Here is a 17,786-nt window from a genome sequence, read left to right as displayed (position 1 = left end):
TGGCAAGGAATATAGGGTTAACAGAGGGTTAACAGAGAATTAACGTTGCTCGCACAGGGTGCCGGATATCCTCACGCAAAATAGCAAATTGTCCTTTGAATCCTTTGCCTTAGAGCGCGTCAGCCCTACCAGAGGCCGCTCGCAGACTTGCGGGGGCGAGCGTTCTTCTACCGGCAGCAACGAGCGGCAATCCCTGCGCGAAAGACCGGCATCGGGGCGACTCACCTTCGAACTCGGCTTGGCAAGGCCGATTCGGCTCTTCCCTTGAGCCTCGGCTTCGAGCGCTTTGTCACGAAATCTCGCCTGCATTTCTGCGACCTGAACCGCCGATGGATCTGCCGCACCCCTCAACGCCGCAACGAGGAGGAAGCAGGGGTGATCAGCATTACGGCTTTGCCAGGCAGCGCCAGTGACAGGTCGGACGCCTATCTCGGTCATATGTTCAGACTGCGGGCCCGCGTGTTTTCCGAACGCCTCGGCTGGGACGTGACAATACGCAATGGCCGCGAGCGCGATACCTTCGACGATCTGCGCCCCACCTACATCATCGCCTTGAGCGGCACCGGCAGGGTCGTCGCCTGCGTGCGCCTGCTGCCGGCAAGCCGGCCGATGATGGTCACGACCGTGTTTTCCGAAAACTTGGGCGACAATGTTCTTACTCGCAAGCACCAGATGGTCGAAAGCTCGCGCTTCTGCGTGGACACGGCGGTGTGCGAGCGGGGGGAAGGGGGCACTCCACGAAATCACCCGGTTCATATTTGCCGGCATCATGGAGTGTGCCTGGTCAATGGCTACACCGAGATCGTCGCGGCAACAGACGTCGTCGTCGAACGAATTCTCGGCAGGGCAGGGTGGCCCCCATACCTACGCATCCGTGGCAGACGTAACGCCCGACGCCCCGTTGCCGATATGGGCCATCGTCGCAAAGCGCCCAATTGATGCGGGCCAGCATCGGGCAGGGCGAAATCGCTCGGCTGCTCATGAAGTGCGATCCCAAACCCTTCCGGGCTATTCCCCTCAACGATCGTCGGTGCGAGTTTGCCGCACCGGAGGCAAGCTTGTGCTCCATGTTGTTGGAGCGACAATCTTGACGCCGAAGCCATATCTTTTGACCAGCGCTGCGGCAGCTTCCGACCTCATTGCGGACATCAAAGACTGGCGTCACATCCCAAAAGCGGCGACTTCAGCCGTCCGTCGGCTAATCGCCCAGACTATGCTGGCACGTATGTCAACCTGATTACGTTCTCGCCGATACGATCGCTCGCCACGAGGCGCAGTGGCGGCCGCGGGCCGGCGAAGAACGGCTTGCCGCCGCCGAGCACAACGGGATGCATGTACAATTGATACTCGTCGACAAGGCCTAGATCAGTCAGGCTTCTCGCTAACTCTGGTCCGGAGACTTCAATCACCCCATCGAGTTGAGCTTTCAGCCCGCGTATCGCCGCCTCGACCTCATCCTCGACAAGAGTGGCGTTCGGGCCGACCGACTTCATCGAGCGCGACACAACCCACTTGGGTTGGCTACGCCACGCCACCGCATAGTCACGTTGTGCCTCGTCCCACTCGGGGTGATCTTCGTCCCAATACCGCATCGTCTCGTACATGCGGCGACCATACACACTGCCGGCTAGGCCGCGCACGTCGTCGATGAAATGACGAAAAAGCGTAGGATCGGGCGCAAACGCCGTGTGGTCGACGTAGCCGTCCAGCGACTGGTTCAAGCCAAAGACGAGCTTCGCCATACGGAATCTGCTCCTCGCCGCTTTCCCGGGGCCGAGCCGAAGATACGCGCAAATGAAGCGGGCTACAATCTGGCCACCCGCGCGCCCTCGTAGCGGATCTTTGCGCGGCTGGCGGCAATCAGCGCATCGGCCAGCTCGAATCGGGGAGATTTGGTTGTCCTTGGGCGAGCGCCCTTCGCGGGCTGGCAGCCATCGACCTGGCGGAGTTGAACACCCAGCTCAGGCGGACGCAGCGAGCGTGGCGGCTATCCTCGTCATCGGCGCCGTCGCCCTTGCACTCGAGCTTTTTGAACCAGATGACCGGAGTGGCCTTTGCCCCCTTGCTGGCGCGCGCGCCCTTCTCGGACCGCTGCTTGAAGGTAGCCCAATGATTTTCAGCGTAGCCGGCCTCTCGGGCGGCCAGCCCGCAAGCTCCGTGCCCGACCGATCTCCCGCAGGATAATGCAGCGATCCGGACCCCCAGAGCTTCACCGTTCAAAAAGAGACAGATTTCAGTGTGAGCTTCTGATGACCCTTGGTAAAGCGTGGGGTGTTTAAAGGTGACGGATTTGCAAGGCAGACTGAGCAGTTGTACACTTTATTAACGATATGAATTCACGAGGTAATATTCCGATACGGAAGCAATCGGCATATTCACTTCCACCACCCGGATGACCGCGCCCAACTGTCCTTGATTGGATAAATCCACTGCCAGGTGCGCAACCTCTTGCAATTTCTCGATTTTTGTCAGTCACGGGCAGGTTTTGCACTGCCACGACAGACGCGGCGCGGTGCCCCATTGGCAGGCGCGGGCCCAGAACCTTTCGTCAAGACGCCTGAGATTTCGTCTCGTCGCGGTCGGTTGACCAGAGGAGCCGATCAAGGTGTTTCGCCGAAACAAGCCTACATCAGAGCATAGGCGAATTCAAAGGGAACGGCATCAGTCGGCTGATGACGGGGGTTCAGGGGGCTCTCGCGGTCGAATGAAGCACCGACGACCAGATCCTAGACGAGTAATGACCACTGCGTCGACGTGAGATGACTTTCCCCATGCATCAGAGCCCTTCTCACCACCGGCCCCTGCAAGACGCTCCGATGACGTCGGGGGCACGCCAACGAACCGAAGCGCATTTGCGTGCGCGGGGCGATACCACGCTGTTTGATGATGCCTCGGGTATCGCCTTCCTTGATATCATGCTCCTTCGCGAAGTAGCCAACCTCATACTTCTGATTGCATGCTGCGACGCGTCGATCTATGACGCTTTTAGCTTGCCATCTTGCATTAGAGACCTCCTTTCCTCTGAAAACAAAGAAGACGGGAATCTCGGGGTCCACGGCCACCCAAAACAACGCTCGCGAGACGGCCATCGCCCGCCCACCTCAAGGCATGCCTGCAGGGATGGAAGGTCGGTTTGTTGTCTGCAGACAACATCGATGGTGGGCGGTCACCTGGAGCGCCTCTGCGACCGTCGCATATGCCAGTCATCGGCATGCGCACTACGCACGGCGATACCTGAATCCCGACCACCAGTTCCCGTCTTCAGCCTGCCGTTGGAAACATCGGAATCGTGCGATGTCGTCAGCTGACAACACCGGCCGCGATCCAAGCCTTCGAAAACCCAAGGGTTACGCGTCCGCCAATCAGCGCAAGACCGACCACCAACGGCGATCGGACCCGCTGGACCGGAGTGCCGCTTCGTGCACGCCAACGCACGTATTCCAGCAGCAGCGTCGGGTGACGGCGTCAGCCAACAAGCGTTATCGCGCCGGCCGTCCCGACACGCTCGCCAAATCCGCGGGACAGACCCCGCCCAATGGTCTCCCACCCGGCGACCATGCACACCAAGAGGGCAGGGCAAGGCTGCGAACCTTGCGTCCCATTAGGCCCGGCGACCGCTCGGTCTTGCTTTTGTTGTCTGCAGACAACATCCAAGGTCGGACTACCTTCCGAACAATAGCGTACACGCAACTGCATTCATGCTTCGAAAATGGGGGTGGTGGCCTCCAATCATCTGTTGTCTGCAGACAACAAATCGGTCCTTGATGCCAACGTGATCCGGAGGTTTCCTGGCCATCTCACGTGCCGTTAATGCCAACGCAAAAAGAAACCGGCTCAAACGACATAATTTGGAGCACCCTCTTCCCTTCTCTGCCCGATGGGCTAGTTTTGATGGCGCAACACACGCCGTGCGAACCCCTGGTTCCAAGGCTTACAAAGGGGAAAGTTATGGCGACTGGTACCGTGAAGTGGTTTAACTCGACGAAGGGCTACGGCTTCATCCAGCCCGACGATGGCGGTACGGACGTCTTCGTCCATGCTTCCGCCGTCGAGCGAGCAGGCATGCGCGGTCTGAACGACGGCCAGAAGATCAGCTACGACCTGGTCCAAGACCGCAAATCGGGCAAGATGTCGGCTGACAACCTGCGCGCCTGACCCAATCCGGGAACACACCTTCCAATGGGCCGCGCGGCCTATTGGAAGACCAGCATCCGCGACCCCCGGATCAGGACACAACATCCAAGGCTACGCTGATCGTTCCCAACGATGTATTTAAGCGCACAACATTGCCGCGAAACTGGGTCAATACGCCCTACACGGAAAGGGGTCGCGCCCTTCGAGCAGCACCCCAACCGGTTATAAATCGCGGCCGCAGCGCCAGCCTAGGCGATGAAAAATGCAGCCACCGCCGACCAGAAGCTCTTCGGCCGCTCCGAAAGTAAAGCGCGGACCTGGCGCGCCGCGGCGGCCGCGCTGACCGTTGTGCCGAAGCGGCAGTAGCAGACGATGTCATGCAGCTCTTCGTCACAGATCTCGAAGAAGCGTTTCGCCTCGCCATAGGTGTCGTTGTCCATGCCGGCAGCATGGAGAACCGGATCGCGGAAGGCGACCGTTATCGGAGAGTAGTCGCTACGCAGCGCATCTCGCTCGTCACTGAACTGGAATTCGGTTTCATGAAGCGTATCGAGGTGCCTATGCCGAATATCCTCCAACAACTCGGCCCAACGTTCCAGTCGCTGGCGGCGCGTCATCTCGTGCGCACCGAAGAATGGCTCTATCTGCGCAATGTTCTGCAACTGCTCCAAAGTGTGATGCTTCATTGTCGCCTCCAATCAAACGACGTTGCGAGAGCCAGCCCAACACCAGCCTGTTCCTAGTCGGTGGCGCTGTCCAATCACGATGCTGGTGAGACGGGCGATCGCAAGTCGTCGCATGTTGCGGCGGTAATCCGACACTGTCGGATCAGGCCCTTTGAAAGTCGCCCCAGAGCTTCCTGATCTGGACTCGGGAAGGCGAGGGGAGAAACTGCGCCATACGGGATGCCATGATGTTACAGCGCCGCGCGTCTATTTAGACGCGCAACGGTCGCTGTAACACTTTGAGTTGCTGCATAATTTTGCCCTTAAATCGATTCCGATTTAAGGAATTATGCAGTAGCGCCTGTTCCGCCACCCGGGCATTACTCAGCGCGTCAATGTCACCAGAGGGCAGCTGGTCGCGCTCAATAGAACGCGTGCGCCGCTTCCGGTAGCTAACGGCGATGTCTGCAATTCTCAATTGCGACGTGCCCGAACAGCAATCCCGTGAAACCCTTCAATCGCCGCCAACCCACATTGGAGGACGCTGGAAATGACATATATTCTCTCGAATGTGCTCACCCTTTGCGGAGGCTTCCCGTTCTCGGGATGCATCGCACATCCTGCATTAGCCCATCGGGTTGACAGACCATCAGAGTGCCGGCGTTCAAAAGGTCGGCGTTTCCCAAGTGACCAAACGCACCGACCCACTGCGCGAGCACTCCTGTCCAAGCCTCAACCATGTTCCAGAGCATCCGATCGCGTCGCAGCACCGGGCTAGGCCCATGGGTGAAATAGCACCTTCGCCCGCCGGTACCTGCCGGCAGCGCTCGACGAACTCTGCCGTCCGTTTCGCACATGGAGAACCGCACTTTGGCTCGTCCAATACGGACGCACCTGCGCTTCGCAAGCTGGCAATTTTGCGCGATGGAGCAAGCGAAAGTTGCTACCGATGAACATTATTTCAACGGCATTTTACCCGAAATCACCGGCCATAGCCAAACGCGACAATATCAACCGTGCTGCGCCGGTGTTTGTGTGGCAGAAGTAAATTCAACCTTTTCTTCCGTTACGCGGTTTATTGGTCACAGGAACATATAGTTAACGTTGTGCAACCAACAACAACAGCGGCTCCTCCCGAGCGTCCTTGCGTGATATCTGGGCGCCGAAATCGCAGGAACATGACCAATCCCGCTTTCCCATGGCTCGGTGAAATCCGAGCGGTTGCCAGCAGATTTCGCGCCGCGACAATCCGGTTGGCGGCGACTTTCAAGGAATTGCGACACACATGGCCGACCCGTCTGCAAAGCACCTGGCCCGTCGCGCGAACGAATGGGGTGACCTAATACCAAGGGAAACGAGGCCGCCGCGGACGCGCTGGCGCCCGATCGATCGGACGACGATGCCGAAATCAAGACCGTCATTTCCCATGCCCGCACGTAATCGCGGCTGCGCAGGATAGCCACTGGCCGGGACTGAGGCGACCGATGTAGGTGAAAGATACGCTTGAGGGCCATTTGCGGATCCGCGACAAGGTTGCCTGCCAATGAAATCATGATCATTAGCGGATGACCCTTGGTCGATCGGTCCTATGGCATGGACCTCACACGGCAAGTCTGGACACACTTTGCAACTCATTGCGATGCGGGCGCTGGCCGGCGCATCTCTAGCCTCGCCATCACCGGAATTTTTTTACATGCATCGCCACAAATCCGCGGGCGAAAGGACACCTGTCTATCTCGGCGGAACTCTAGCGACACTTTTCCTATTGCCCTGCTGTCATCGTCGGGCTCTTCTGTTCCCGCAGTTCTAACCAGGGCCGCTTCGGATGCCCATAATTGCAACAGCGCCGACAAGCGTCGGCTTGCCTCGGGCCTCGCAGCGATGTCGCGGTGGAAGCCTGACCCACGGGATCAACCGGCCAAATAGTGCGAGCGCCAACGAGACCGCCAAGCACTTTCAGCCCGGTCGTCGTATCCGCAGACATGGTGAAACCATGACGGCGTCCATCGGCAAGAGATCTTCCGGCTCGACACCGCTGGTGTGACGAGGATCATCGGACCGTGCGGCGACCGATCCGGTGATCGCCGGTTGACTAAAGCCAACCAGCCAATTGCCTGGCAAAAGAATGTGCCACGGACGAGCAGTGCCAGTTGCTGGGAACCGTCGGCATTGTTCATAAATGCGCGCCGCGCAAGTTACAGACGCTCGCGAGTTCGTCAGCCATTTGGAATGACGGGTCACGGCACCTCCAGCCGGAAGACCCGGTTCCGCATAGCGCAACGCGACGCGCGGATTTTCGGATCTGCATTTGAACGGCCAGGACGCGGAATTGCCTGTGTAAACACATTTCCGCTTCGCCTCTTTGGATGACGCCCGAAATAGCTAAGAACAGGGCGCGAACAATCCTCACATCCAGGCCTCATGCTACCTCCGGTCTCAGGTGATCGGCCGGTCCTGGTGCTAGAATGCCACCAGCCACAAATTCCAAGAACCTGTCCCTCGGCTCTGCCCGTTTCCCGGGAACCAGCTGCACCCTTTCCCCGTTCCGGTCGTGCAAATGGAGGTCGCTATGTTGGATGAAAGAAACTACCTGAAGCCAGAACGTCACGCCTCCGCCGGCCTGCCCGTTGGCATTTTACTCATCTTGGTCTTCGCGCTTTTGGCCTATCTGCTTGTCGAAAGCGAACTTGGTGGCAAGAAGCCCTCAGCTCCGATCGTCTATCTTCCGATGGTGTCGGAGCAATCGCGCTAACGGCATTCCCTACCGCGACGAAATTGGAGGAGGGGAGGTCAGGGGCTGTGGCGACGACAACCGATCGTCGAAACCGCGACCGGCCTGCCAACCCATTCCGGAGAAATGGCCGGCCCCCTGGCGCGGCAAACCCCTATGGGGGCGCCGGCATTCGCTGTTTCAGACACTCGCTCCTGCATGATTCCTTAAATCGGAATCGATTTAAGGACAAAATTATGCAGCAACTCAAAGTGTTACAGCGCCGCTCTCGAAGGGAAGCTTCGAGCCGAAACCACGTATGCCCATCTCCAGGGCGGCTCACGATGCGGAAGCCAGATTGGATGCCGGCGCCCCGCGAAGCAGTGCCATCAGCATGGGCCCAATCGAGAACTCACCGCGCCGCGCTCGGTTCGTCAGATCTCTGAGATAGCCGCCGGCCGAATTGATGTGACCTGATCGCTCGTAGATGCAGGCCACCACAGATGCTGCCGTTGCCGGCCCCATCACCTCGCACGCCTCCTCATAGGCTGACGGGCTGACGGCAAGCATCGAGCGGACCGTCACGGCAGCCATCATGAGGTCACGCCAACTCGAAACCTCGCCGTTTGGCCCGAACGGTTTGATCTCGGGGCAGGCCCGCAAGACCATCTCCAACGGGAATGGCTGTAAGCCCTTCGGCTTTGCTCCAGTTTCTGCCTTCGGCTTTTCGCCCTGCTCTTTTTCAGAGCTAGGTTCAAGTTCATGGAAGGATTTGGGTTTTGAATTCTGTATGTGCCGCTCAAATGGACCAGCATTGCCGGTCATATTCTCGGAAAATTCGTTATCATCCAGCATGTTGACGACTTCTTCGTGCAGAAGCGTCATCTCATCGGCGATGGCCGCCAAGTCCTTCAGGCTCGGCGAGCGTGGAATTCGTGCGACGAGGGCGACAAACATGTCTTCGACATGAGCCCAATCGCCGGCGGCCCCCTCTTCGATCGCGGCAGTAATCAGCTTGCGGATGTCTCGACGGCACAGGGACACACGCTCCTTGGCGATCAGAAACCGCCGGCGTTCGGCCGCAACTTCCTGCGCCATTCCTGCCAGTTCTTCCGAGCGGGCCAACAGCGGCGCGAGGTCGAAGCCATAGGCCTCTTCGATGCCGCCTTCACCATCCTTGCGCGCGTATCTCTTGCCGTTCGGGCTGTCCTTGCGCGAAACCAGGCCCGCCTCGACCAATGCAGCGAGGCTGCGGCGAAGCGTGCTGCCACCGATGCCATTGGCGCGATGGGTCAGCTGCGCGTTCGACGGAAACACGATGAGGTCCTTGCCTTCGGCCAGTTCGCCCTGCGGATAGAACGACAGCAGTGCATTCAGCACGGCCAGAGCACGGTCCTGGACACCAAGAAGCGTCCTTGCCTCGCATACGTCGCGAAGGACCTTCCACTTGTCGACGGTCTTTCCGGCTTTTACGCCGGACGATCTGATCTGCCCCTTCACCAGGGCGAGCGACATCGGCCGCCGCCCGAATGGCGTCGTTACGGATAACCTGTCCATTTCAGCCTTACCTTCTTTCAGGCAAAGGAATAGCGGTCACCGAAACGGCGCCAAATCTCTTGAGAGAGTCTTGACTGTGAATCCCGGAAGTGCGAATCTCGAAATCGCCAAATGACGAGAAAGGGCCTTCAGAGACGGTGTTTCGGGGGCCTTTTTTCTTTTGCCGGTGCTGCTCCTCTAAATTTTCAGTCTTCAGTACGGCGCCCTATTCGGCGCTGCTCTGCTTTTCCGCAAGCACCGCCTCGTAAGCTTCAAACAGCTCGGGCAGCTTCGCCGTCAGATAATCTGCAAATCCGTCATTGCGATCGCGCCGGATCGACAGGCGCCATTGCTTGTCGGTCGTAGCCACCTTTCCAATCTCCGCGCCTGATCCGCTGGTAACGACCTCGGGCGCAAGCTGAGCGGCCGGCCTCTCCTCGGATTTGGTTGCCGCCGCAAACGCCACCATAAAGCGGTCGTCCGTTTCCCGTGTCGCAAAGCCGGGTTTCGTTGCAACAGCCAGCGCACGCTTCAATGCCGCCTCGTTGCCGATCGCATCGACCAGCGACTGCCAACGGCCGCGACCAATCTTCGGTGCACGCCCGATGGCGTCCACAAGTTCACCTGGCAGCGCGCGCGCAACGGCGACAAGCTTGGAAACTTCAGCCCGGTCGACGGAAAGTGCCGACTGGATCAGCGCCCGAGCAAACCCTGCATCCTCCAAACGACCGGCAAATACCGCGCGTTCGATGAAGCTCAGATCTTCGCGGGCAGAGTTCTCCACCCCTTGCGCGACGACCAGATCTTCATCGGTCAGCGTGCGCACATAGGCCTTGACAGGGATATTGAGTGCACGAGCGGCGCGAATGCGGCGATGCCCGTAGGCGCTCTGGTAGCGGCCGGTGACCGAAGGGTGCTCCCGAACGAGGACGGGAATTTCCTGGCCTCTTTCCCGGATCGAAGTCTTCAACGCCTCGAAACTGACTGCGTCCTGCTCGCTGAAGCGATCGGCAAGAGGCGAGGGATCGATCAGGGAAGGGTCGATCTCTACGGCGAGCTGGCCCGAAGCAAGCTTCGCGCGAAGCACTTCATACTCCTTCTCGACGTCGGAGAAGGTATCCTTGAGTGAGCGCACTGCGCCGGAACTCACGCGTGGCAGCGACGGCCGCTTGATGTCATTGTCAATGGCATGCTCGCTCTGCCCGGCAAACATCGAGCGAATGGACTGGGTGCGCTTGCTCAATGGAAGGACCTCCTCGATGGAGGCGAGGCGTTGTCTGTAGACAACATCGCTCGCCCAAGGGGAAAGAATACTGGCACGGGAAAGGCGCAATCACTCATCGCTGCCATACCTGCGAAATCAGGTCGATCACCTCGGTGTTGACTGCGTTGACGGATTCCATGGCGCGATCATAAACGGACCGCCCGACGGCACCTTTCGACAATTCGAACAGCGACTGCTTGGTGAGGCCCGCATTTGCGATGGCGGTCGACTTCCAGGCCGTCGCGTTGAGGACATCGCTTCCGAAGAGGTCGCGCAACAGTCCGACGATCTCCTGTTCGGGCACGTCGCGCGGGTCGTGTCTGGTCACGACGAACTTCATGAAATCGTAGTTCAGGTGCGCGCCGGCGTCCTCGATGACAGCGATAAGATCGGCCGTCATCAATAGGAACTGGCTCATCGAGGCGACATCAACCATCTGCGGGTGGATCGTCACCAGCATACCGGTTGCGGCATTGAGAGCGCCCATGGTCAGGAAGCCGAGTTGCGGCGGGCAGTCGATGACGACGACGTCGTAGTCCGCCTCGACTTCATTGATCGCGGCTGCGACGCGGCGGAAGAACAGATCCTCTGGTCCGGAGCGCTTGCCCATGGCGCGCGGCGTTTCGTGCTCAAACTCCATGAGCTCGAGATTGCCCGGGACCAGGTCGATTCCCTCGAAGTAGGTCGAACGGATCACCGAACGCATGCCGACCCGCTCGTCGTCGTAGCGGATCGCGCCGTAAAGGGTGGTATTTTCGGCAATGTCGAATTCCGGCTGATAGCCGAACATGGCAGACAGGGATGCCTGGGGATCGAGGTCGATCGCCAGAACGCGGTAACCCTGCAGCGCCAGACCCTGTGCGAGATAAAGCGACGAGGTCGTCTTGGCCGAGCCGCCCTTGAAGTTGGCGACGCTGATGATCTGCAGCTTGTCGCCTTCGCGGCGGCGCGGCCAGAACTTCAGCGCTTCCTTCGGGCGCGCTTCGGCAAGATAGGCGCGAAGCTCGTTGATCTGGCGCAGTGTGTAGGAGCGGCGGCCGGCAGTGCCCAGTTCCGGTATCGGCCCCAGACCGTCCAGAGACAATTGCCTGAGGTAGCCGTCCGAGACGCCGACGATCTGCGCGACTTCGCCTGACGTGAACGACCTGAGCGACTTCATCGCCTTCGGCGGAAACGCGATCTCGCCGACGGCCCGCAGACGGTCCGAAAGCGCGGTCGCCTGACGTGTGATACGCTCGGACGTCGTCTCGTTTTCAAACTGGGGATTCGCGGGCTTTAACATCGTGGGCTCTTCAAAACGGTTTCTTCGCGTCTGACGCATTGTTTCCGTCTGGAAGTAGAGACACGATTCTATTCGAACCGACAAGCCGCTTTAGGGTTAACAACAACTTAGCAGTTGTAGTGTCAGCGGCCCAACCCCGGCTTCGCGTCATCATTTTCCGTATATTTATCAGCATGTTGACGCCACATCGGCGTCAACACTCTGTTCAGAGGCCCCTCACTTTTGCGAGTCCTTCTCGTTCTTTTGTCAACCGTTTCTTGCGCTGATCGACGTCGGCAACAAGGCGAAAACGGCAGAATCGCCATCGAACGGCCCTCACTTTTGCGACTCGATCGATTGATTCGAATGAGAACGGTTGGGTTGGTCGTCGGCGCACCCACCTGATGTGGCAGTTGCGTCTGCCGAACCAGACGATATCGTTCCAATGCGATTCGTCGCCTGGAGGATCTATGCGTCAGCAGACAAAGCCGTTCATCGTTGAGATCAAGCCGTCCCGCAAGGCGAAGGCCGATACACAAAAGACATCGATCTGGGGGAAGTTGGATTTAAGACTCGAACCTGATCTGCAAGCAGAACCCGTTCTGGCTGAGGAGCCAGTCGCCGAGACCGGTCGACCTTAAACGATCGAACGCACGCGTGCCGATTGCAGACTGGCTCAGGCTCGCGAGCCCGATCGCCACGCCGGTGCAAGCGGAACAGACGGGCCCGGCCATATCTCGGATAGCAGAGCGACATGGGCCCGTAGGCACACGAGGCAACCGCACGGGACAGGCGAGATCGACGTTACGTCGCTTCAGCAGATCCCTGACGCCGTTGGCTACTTGAAGCTGAGCTTCATCATTTCCCGAACAGACAAACCCTTTACGACGCAGCTATTCGTGCCCTGCGCGCCAGACAGGCGGCTTTCGAATGGAGCGGTGCGAACAATTGGGATTTCCAGGCTGCGCGGCGGCGTCGATTGAGGGGATCGCCCAAAAATCATGGCAAAAAAAATGGGCCTACGGAGACCGCGGCCCATGAAGTGTGAAGGTCATAAAACCTCCAGAGGGGAACAGCTGCTGCGGCGGCACTGGGAGGAGAAGCCGCCATGTGCATCAGCTGTGAGCGTTATGATCGTTTTTTGATCACTTGGAAAACATTTATTGTGCAATGCAGCTATGCGTATGCTGCGTTGCTTCTCCGTTCCAAGAGGAGCGAACGACTGTGGCGAAGCACTCCCTTCGCTGACCAGCAGGTTAGTTGCACGCGGCTACGCAATGCACTGGATCACTGAACCGGCGCGGCGAGGGGATCCATGGAGGATTGCCCGTTCGGGAATTTCGCGGGCGCTGGCCGCAACCGCAGCTATTCATTTTCCGCACGAGCGAGGTTTGCCGCTTCCTGGTTCTTGGCAGCGACACTCGAATACATGCCCGTCGTGCGGAACTCCGTGGGACTTGCGCCAAAATAGCGTCGGAACACTTTGGCGAAATAGTTCGGGTCTTCGAAGCCGGACATGATCGACACCTCCTTGACCGAGAGATGCGCCGCCTTTGTCAGGAGCTTCGTTGCTCGCTGTAATCTCTTGCGCAGCACGAACTCCGCGGGCGGCATGCCTTCGCTGGCGGCAAAGACGCGCGAAAAATGGGCTCGGCTGAGCCCCGAGACTTCGGCCAGCTTCTCGACGGGAAGCGGATGCTCGAGGTTTGCCATGATGTGCTGGATGACATGCTGCATTGTCCGGTATTCCTGGCTGAATATGGGATGTGCGCCGAAGACGTCGTCATAGAGCGCCATCGCCGCTTCATAGGCGATGGCCGACGCGCTGCCCGGCGCTTCGCCGCCGCCTGAAATGAGCCGCAGGCTGCAGTCTGCCAGGTGCTCGATGGTCTCGGGCTTCAAGTTCAGGATGGGACCGGTTGTCGAAAGAATGGCCTTGTGGATGCGCAGCGCCTCTTCGCCGTTCATGGAGATCCAGAAGAACTCCCATCGACCGTTCTGTTCGAGCCAATAGCGATGGTTGTGCGGCACGAGAAGGAGCAGCGTCTCGCCCTCGCGCACACGGTGGTTGCGCGATTCGTAGCGCAGGTTCCCAGCACCCGAGATCGTATGCTGCAGCACGGTAAACGGCGTCTGGCCACGCTTGCGTCCATCCCAATCGTAACTTGCATCCGTGCGGATCTCATAGCCCGTACTGGTCGGCATCGTGTGCAGGCTTTGGCGTCCGCGCGGTAGCGAGACAGTCTTCATGGCGGGGCCATTCTCGATCAAGCGTTTCAGCACAGAATTACCCATGAAAGCACAATACCTCTCTGGTGACGCCAGGCATTATACGCATAATACCTTTCAGCAACGCAAGATGGCCGGTTCTGAACGATCAGGGAGAAGAAATCTGTGAGGGAAAATGCACTTCAGTGCAACCTTCTCGGCGCACCAATTTTACCCACTCCCCTTCACGCGGCCGAACGAACAGCGACAAGGACAGCATGAGCAACTTCAAGATTGCCATCATTGGCGCCGGCAGCGTCGGTTTCACCAAGAAGCTCTTTACCGATATTCTTTGCGTTCCGGAGTTCCACGACGTCGAATTCGCGCTCACTGACTTGAGCGCGCACAATCTCGACATGATCAAATCGATCCTCGACAAAGTTATCGAGGCGAACAACTTGCCGACTAAGGTGACGGCAACGACTGACCGCCGCGAGGCAATCGCAGGCGCGCGCTACATCATCAGCTGCGTGCGGGTCGGCGGGCTCAGCGCCTATGCCGACGATATCCAGATCCCGCTGAAATACGGCGTTGACCAGTGCGTCGGCGATACGATCTGCGCCGGCGGCATTCTCTATGGGCAGCGCAACATTCCGGTGATCCTGGATTTCTGCAGGGATATCCGCGAACTGGCCGAACCGGGCGCGAAATTCCTTAACTATGCCAACCCGATGGCGATGAACACCTGGGCGGCGATCGAGTACGGCAAGGTCGACACGATCGGCCTTTGCCATGGCGTCCAACACGGCGGCGAGCAGATCGCCGAGATCCTTGGCGCCAAGGAGGGCGATCTCGACTTCATCTGCTCGGGCATCAATCACCAGACCTGGTTCGTCGACGTCAGGCTTCGCGGTCGCAAGATCGGCAAGGACGAACTGGTTGCAGCCTTCGAGGCGCACCCGGTCTTCTCCGCCCAAGAAAAGCTGCGCATCGATGTGCTCAAGCGGTTCGGCGTCTATTCGACCGAGAGCAACGGCCACCTGTCGGAGTACCTGCCCTGGTACCGCAAACGGCCCGAAGAAGTGGCCCGCTGGATCGACATGTCGGATTGGATCCATGGTGAGACCGGCGGTTATCTGCGTCACTCGACCGAAACCCGCAACTGGTTTGAGACCGAGTTCCCACAGTTCCTCGAAGCCGCCGCCAAGCCGATCGACCCGACCCGCCGCTCCAACGAGCACGCCAGCCATATCCTCGAGGCGCTCGAGACCGGGCGCGTCTACCGCGGCCACTTCAATGTGAAGAACAACGGCGTGATCACCAACCTGCCATCGGATGCGATCATTGAATCGCCAGGTTTCGTCGACCGCTTCGGCATCAACATGGTCGCGGGCATCACGCTTCCCGAGGCTTGTGCGGCCACCTGCATTTCATCGATCAACGTCCAGCGTATGTCGGTCCATGCGGCTATCTCCGGCGATATCGACCTTCTGAAGCTTGCAGTCCTGCACGATCCCCTGGTCGGGGCCGTCTGCACGCCCGAAGAGGTTTGGCAGATGGTCGACGAGATGGTCGTCGCCCAGGCGCAGTGGCTTCCACAATACGCTGACGCCGTGCCCGCAGCCAGAGAGCGTCTGAGCAAGGCAACGGTCAAGACCCGCGAGTGGAAGGGTGTTGCGCGCCGCGAAATCCGATCGATCGAGGAATTGCGCGCCGAGAAGGACGCGACGAAATTACGCGCGGCCGGCTGACCGGCCGAGGCGAGGGCAGGGGATGCGGCACCATGGGAGAGCCCCCCCCCGCGGATCCCATGCGCGTCTTCGGATGAAGGAAATGCTTGAGGAGCAAGCCGTGCCGCTTCGGACCGGCGTGAAGCATGAGGGAGAGAGAAACGATGAACGCAATGCGCTATCTTAGACTGCGAGCGGCCTTGATGCTCGGCGTATCGGGCTTTGCCCTGCAGGCCTGGGCCTCGGAGCCAACTGTTGTGCCCGAACAACCGCCATTCCCTGCACAGGGCAAGATCACCTATGTGCCACGCGATTCCATCCTTGAATACAAGGCGCTGCCGGAATATCGCGAGCCAGAATGGGTCACGGAGAAATTCGTGAAAACCGGCAAGCTGCCGCCGGTGGCCGAGCGCCTGCCAAAGGAACCACTGGTCTTCAAGACGGGGAACATGGCTGACGGTATTGGCGTCTATGGCGACACGATGCGCCACGTCGTCGGCGGGCGTCCGGAAGGCTGGAACTATTCGGCCGGGCAGACGCAAGGCTGGGGCGGCATCGATATCGAAATGTTCGAATGCCTGACCCGCACCGCGCCGCTTTTTCAGGTCGAGGCGAAGGATATGGAACCCTTGCCGAACCTAGCGAAAAGCTGGGAGTGGTCGCCGGACGGGCACAAGCTGACCATGCATCTGATCGAGGGCGCCAAATGGTCGGACGGCGTTCCGTTTTCGTCGGAAGACGTGATGTTCTACTGGGAGGACAACGTCGTCGATCCGAACGTCTCCCCGCTCAATGGAGCGACGCCGGAAACCTTCGGGGAGGGCACGACGCTGAGGGCCATCGACGCCAACACCGTCGAATGGACCTTCAAGGAGGCGTTCCCGCGCCAGCATCTCTATTCCATGGCCTATGGCACCTTCTGCCCGGGGCCGGCGCATATCCTCAAGACCAAGCACCCGAAATACAACAAGGATATGACCTACGACCAATACAAGAACGGCTTTCCGCCGGAATACATGAACACGCCGGTCATGGGCGCGTGGGTGCCGGTCGAGTATCGCTCCGACGACATCATCGTGCTGCGTCGTAATCCCTACTACTGGAAGGTCGACGAGGCGGGCAACCAGCTGCCCTACATCAACGAGATGCACTACAAGCTGTCGACCTGGGCCGACCGGGATGTGCAGGCGATCGCCGGGTCAGGCGACTTCTCCAACCTCGAGCAGCCGGAAAACTTCGTCGAATCGTTGAAGCGCGCGGCATCGGAGACGGCACCCGCACGCCTTGCCTTCGGCGCTCGCCTGATCGGCTACAATCTTCACATGAACTTTTCCGGTAACGGTTGGGGTGATCCGGATGAACGCGCCAAGGCCGTGCGCGAACTCAATCGCAACGCGGATTTCCGCAAGGCCGTGACAATGGCGATCGACCGCAAGAAGCTTGGGGAGTCACTCGTCAAAGGGCCTTTCACCGCGATCTATCCCGGCGGGCTGTCGTCCGGCACCAGCTTTTACGATCGCCAGTCGACGGTCTACTATCCCTTTGATCTCGAAGGCGCCAAGGCACTGCTCGAAAAGGCCGGCTTGAAGGACACGGACGGCAACGGCTTCGTCAACTACCCCGCCGACAAGCTGGGCGGCAAGGATGTCGAGATCGTGCTACTCGTGACCTCCGACTACAATACCGACAAGAACCTCGCCGAAGGCGTGGTCGGGCAAATGGAAAAGCTCGGGCTTCGCATCGTCCTGAACTCGCTGGACGGCAAGCAGCGAGACGCAACCAACTATGCCGGCCGGTTCGACTGGATGGTTCATCGCAACGGAGCCGAATTGTCCTCCGTCGTGCAGAACACGCCCCAGCTTGCGGCCACCGGCCCGCGCACCAGCTGGCATCACCGCGTGCCGGAGAGCGGCGCGCTTGATCTGATGCCGTTCGAAAAAGAACTCGTCGATATCGTCAACAAGTTCATCGCCAGCAATGACAATGACGAGCGGGCAGACCTGATGAAGCAGTATCAGAAGGTGTCGACGAGCAATGTCGATACGGTCGGCCTGACGGAGTATCCGGGCGCTCTGGTCATCAACAAGCGCTTCTCCAACATTCCGAGCGGCGCCCCGATCTTCATGTTCAACTGGGCGGAGGACACGATCATCCGGGAAAGGGTCTTCGTCGCTGCCGACAAGCAGGGGGACTATGAATTGTTCCACGAGCAGTTGCCGGGCAAGCCGGGTGAAGGCGGCCCCATCAACTGACCCTCACAGAGTTCGTTCCGGCCGCA

11 protein-coding genes are annotated in these 17,786 nt (G+C 59.3%); 5 read left to right on the top strand and 6 right to left on the bottom strand.

Annotated elements, in window-relative coordinates:
* Positions 1 to 264 precede the first annotated feature (264 nt).
* Positions 265 to 939, top strand: coding sequence for an acyl-homoserine-lactone synthase (locus BC363_RS09100; RefSeq protein ID WP_065782060.1), 675 nt, complete (start codon positions 265 to 267; stop codon positions 937 to 939).
* A gap of 272 nt (positions 940 to 1,211) precedes the next feature.
* Here the strand turns inward: BC363_RS09100 and BC363_RS09095 are convergent, their stop codons facing one another.
* Positions 1,212 to 1,742, bottom strand: a complete 531-nt coding sequence (locus BC363_RS09095; RefSeq protein WP_065782062.1) for a dihydrofolate reductase family protein — start codon at positions 1,740 to 1,742, stop codon at positions 1,212 to 1,214.
* Positions 1,743 to 3,948: 2,206 nt separating this feature from the next.
* Here BC363_RS09095 and BC363_RS09080 point away from each other — a divergent pair.
* Complete coding sequence (locus BC363_RS09080) at positions 3,949 to 4,155, top strand: cold-shock protein (protein ID WP_065782068.1); 207 nt, start codon at positions 3,949 to 3,951, stop codon at positions 4,153 to 4,155.
* Between the two features lie 227 nt (positions 4,156 to 4,382).
* Here the strand turns inward: BC363_RS09080 and BC363_RS09075 are convergent, their stop codons facing one another.
* Positions 4,383 to 4,820, bottom strand: a complete 438-nt coding sequence (locus tag BC363_RS09075) for a hypothetical protein (protein WP_065782070.1) — start codon at positions 4,818 to 4,820, stop codon at positions 4,383 to 4,385.
* Positions 4,821 to 7,368: 2,548 nt separating this feature from the next.
* On the opposite strand from BC363_RS09075, the gene BC363_RS09070 reads away from it, so the two are divergent.
* Positions 7,369 to 7,551, top strand: coding sequence for a hypothetical protein (locus BC363_RS09070; RefSeq protein WP_065782072.1), 183 nt, complete (start codon positions 7,369 to 7,371; stop codon positions 7,549 to 7,551).
* Between the two features lie 297 nt (positions 7,552 to 7,848).
* On the opposite strand, the gene repC is transcribed toward BC363_RS09070, so the two are convergent.
* The 4 genes from repC to BC363_RS09050 form a co-directional block, all read right to left on the bottom strand.
* The gene (gene repC, locus BC363_RS09065; RefSeq protein ID WP_065793293.1) at positions 7,849 to 9,066 is read right to left on the bottom strand and encodes a plasmid replication protein RepC; all 1,218 of its coding nucleotides are present in this window, start codon (positions 9,064 to 9,066) and stop codon (positions 7,849 to 7,851) included.
* A 205-nt stretch (positions 9,067 to 9,271) separates the two neighbouring features.
* Entirely contained in the window at positions 9,272 to 10,288 is a 1,017-nt protein-coding gene (gene repB / locus BC363_RS09060; RefSeq protein ID WP_065782077.1) for a plasmid partitioning protein RepB, read from the bottom strand.
* A 94-nt stretch (positions 10,289 to 10,382) separates the two neighbouring features.
* On the bottom strand, positions 10,383 to 11,591 hold the full coding sequence (repA, locus tag BC363_RS09055) for a plasmid partitioning protein RepA (protein WP_065782079.1): 1,209 nt from the start codon (positions 11,589 to 11,591) through the stop codon (positions 10,383 to 10,385).
* Between the two features lie 1,344 nt (positions 11,592 to 12,935).
* Positions 12,936 to 13,865, bottom strand: coding sequence for an AraC family transcriptional regulator (locus tag BC363_RS09050; RefSeq protein WP_065782081.1), 930 nt, complete (start codon positions 13,863 to 13,865; stop codon positions 12,936 to 12,938).
* 191 nt (positions 13,866 to 14,056) lie between these two features.
* Between BC363_RS09050 and BC363_RS09045 the strand changes: the two genes are divergently transcribed.
* Complete coding sequence (locus BC363_RS09045; protein WP_065782083.1) at positions 14,057 to 15,529, top strand: alpha-glucosidase/alpha-galactosidase; 1,473 nt, start codon at positions 14,057 to 14,059, stop codon at positions 15,527 to 15,529.
* A 143-nt stretch (positions 15,530 to 15,672) separates the two neighbouring features.
* Complete coding sequence (locus BC363_RS09040) at positions 15,673 to 17,760, top strand: ABC transporter substrate-binding protein (RefSeq protein ID WP_065782085.1); 2,088 nt, start codon at positions 15,673 to 15,675, stop codon at positions 17,758 to 17,760.
* Positions 17,761 to 17,786: the final 26 nt, after the last annotated feature.

It is taken from the genome of Ensifer sp. LC384 (assembly GCF_001695865.1).
Taxonomy (GTDB): domain Bacteria; phylum Pseudomonadota; class Alphaproteobacteria; order Rhizobiales; family Rhizobiaceae; genus Ensifer.
Note: the sequence above shows the minus strand (reverse complement) of the source record. Positions and strands in the feature narration are given on the sequence as shown.

Excerpts from the sequence above, each read along its gene's own strand:
- BC363_RS09095 (WP_065782062.1), bottom strand. The coding sequence starts at position 1,742 with ATGGCGAAGCTCGTCTTTGGCTTGAACCAGTCGCTGGACGGCTACGTC.
- BC363_RS09080 (WP_065782068.1), top strand. The coding sequence starts at position 3,949 with ATGGCGACTGGTACCGTGAAGTGGTTTAACTCGACGAAGGGCTACGGC.
- BC363_RS09075 (WP_065782070.1), bottom strand. The coding sequence starts at position 4,820 with ATGAAGCATCACACTTTGGAGCAGTTGCAGAACATTGCGCAGATAGAG.
- BC363_RS09070 (WP_065782072.1), top strand. The coding sequence starts at position 7,369 with ATGTTGGATGAAAGAAACTACCTGAAGCCAGAACGTCACGCCTCCGCC.
- repC (WP_065793293.1), bottom strand. The coding sequence starts at position 9,066 with ATGGACAGGTTATCCGTAACGACGCCATTCGGGCGGCGGCCGATGTCG.
- repA (WP_065782079.1), bottom strand. The coding sequence starts at position 11,591 with ATGTTAAAGCCCGCGAATCCCCAGTTTGAAAACGAGACGACGTCCGAG.
- BC363_RS09050 (WP_065782081.1), bottom strand. The coding sequence starts at position 13,865 with ATGGGTAATTCTGTGCTGAAACGCTTGATCGAGAATGGCCCCGCCATG.
- BC363_RS09045 (WP_065782083.1), top strand. The coding sequence starts at position 14,057 with ATGAGCAACTTCAAGATTGCCATCATTGGCGCCGGCAGCGTCGGTTTC.
- BC363_RS09040 (WP_065782085.1), top strand. The coding sequence starts at position 15,673 with ATGAACGCAATGCGCTATCTTAGACTGCGAGCGGCCTTGATGCTCGGC.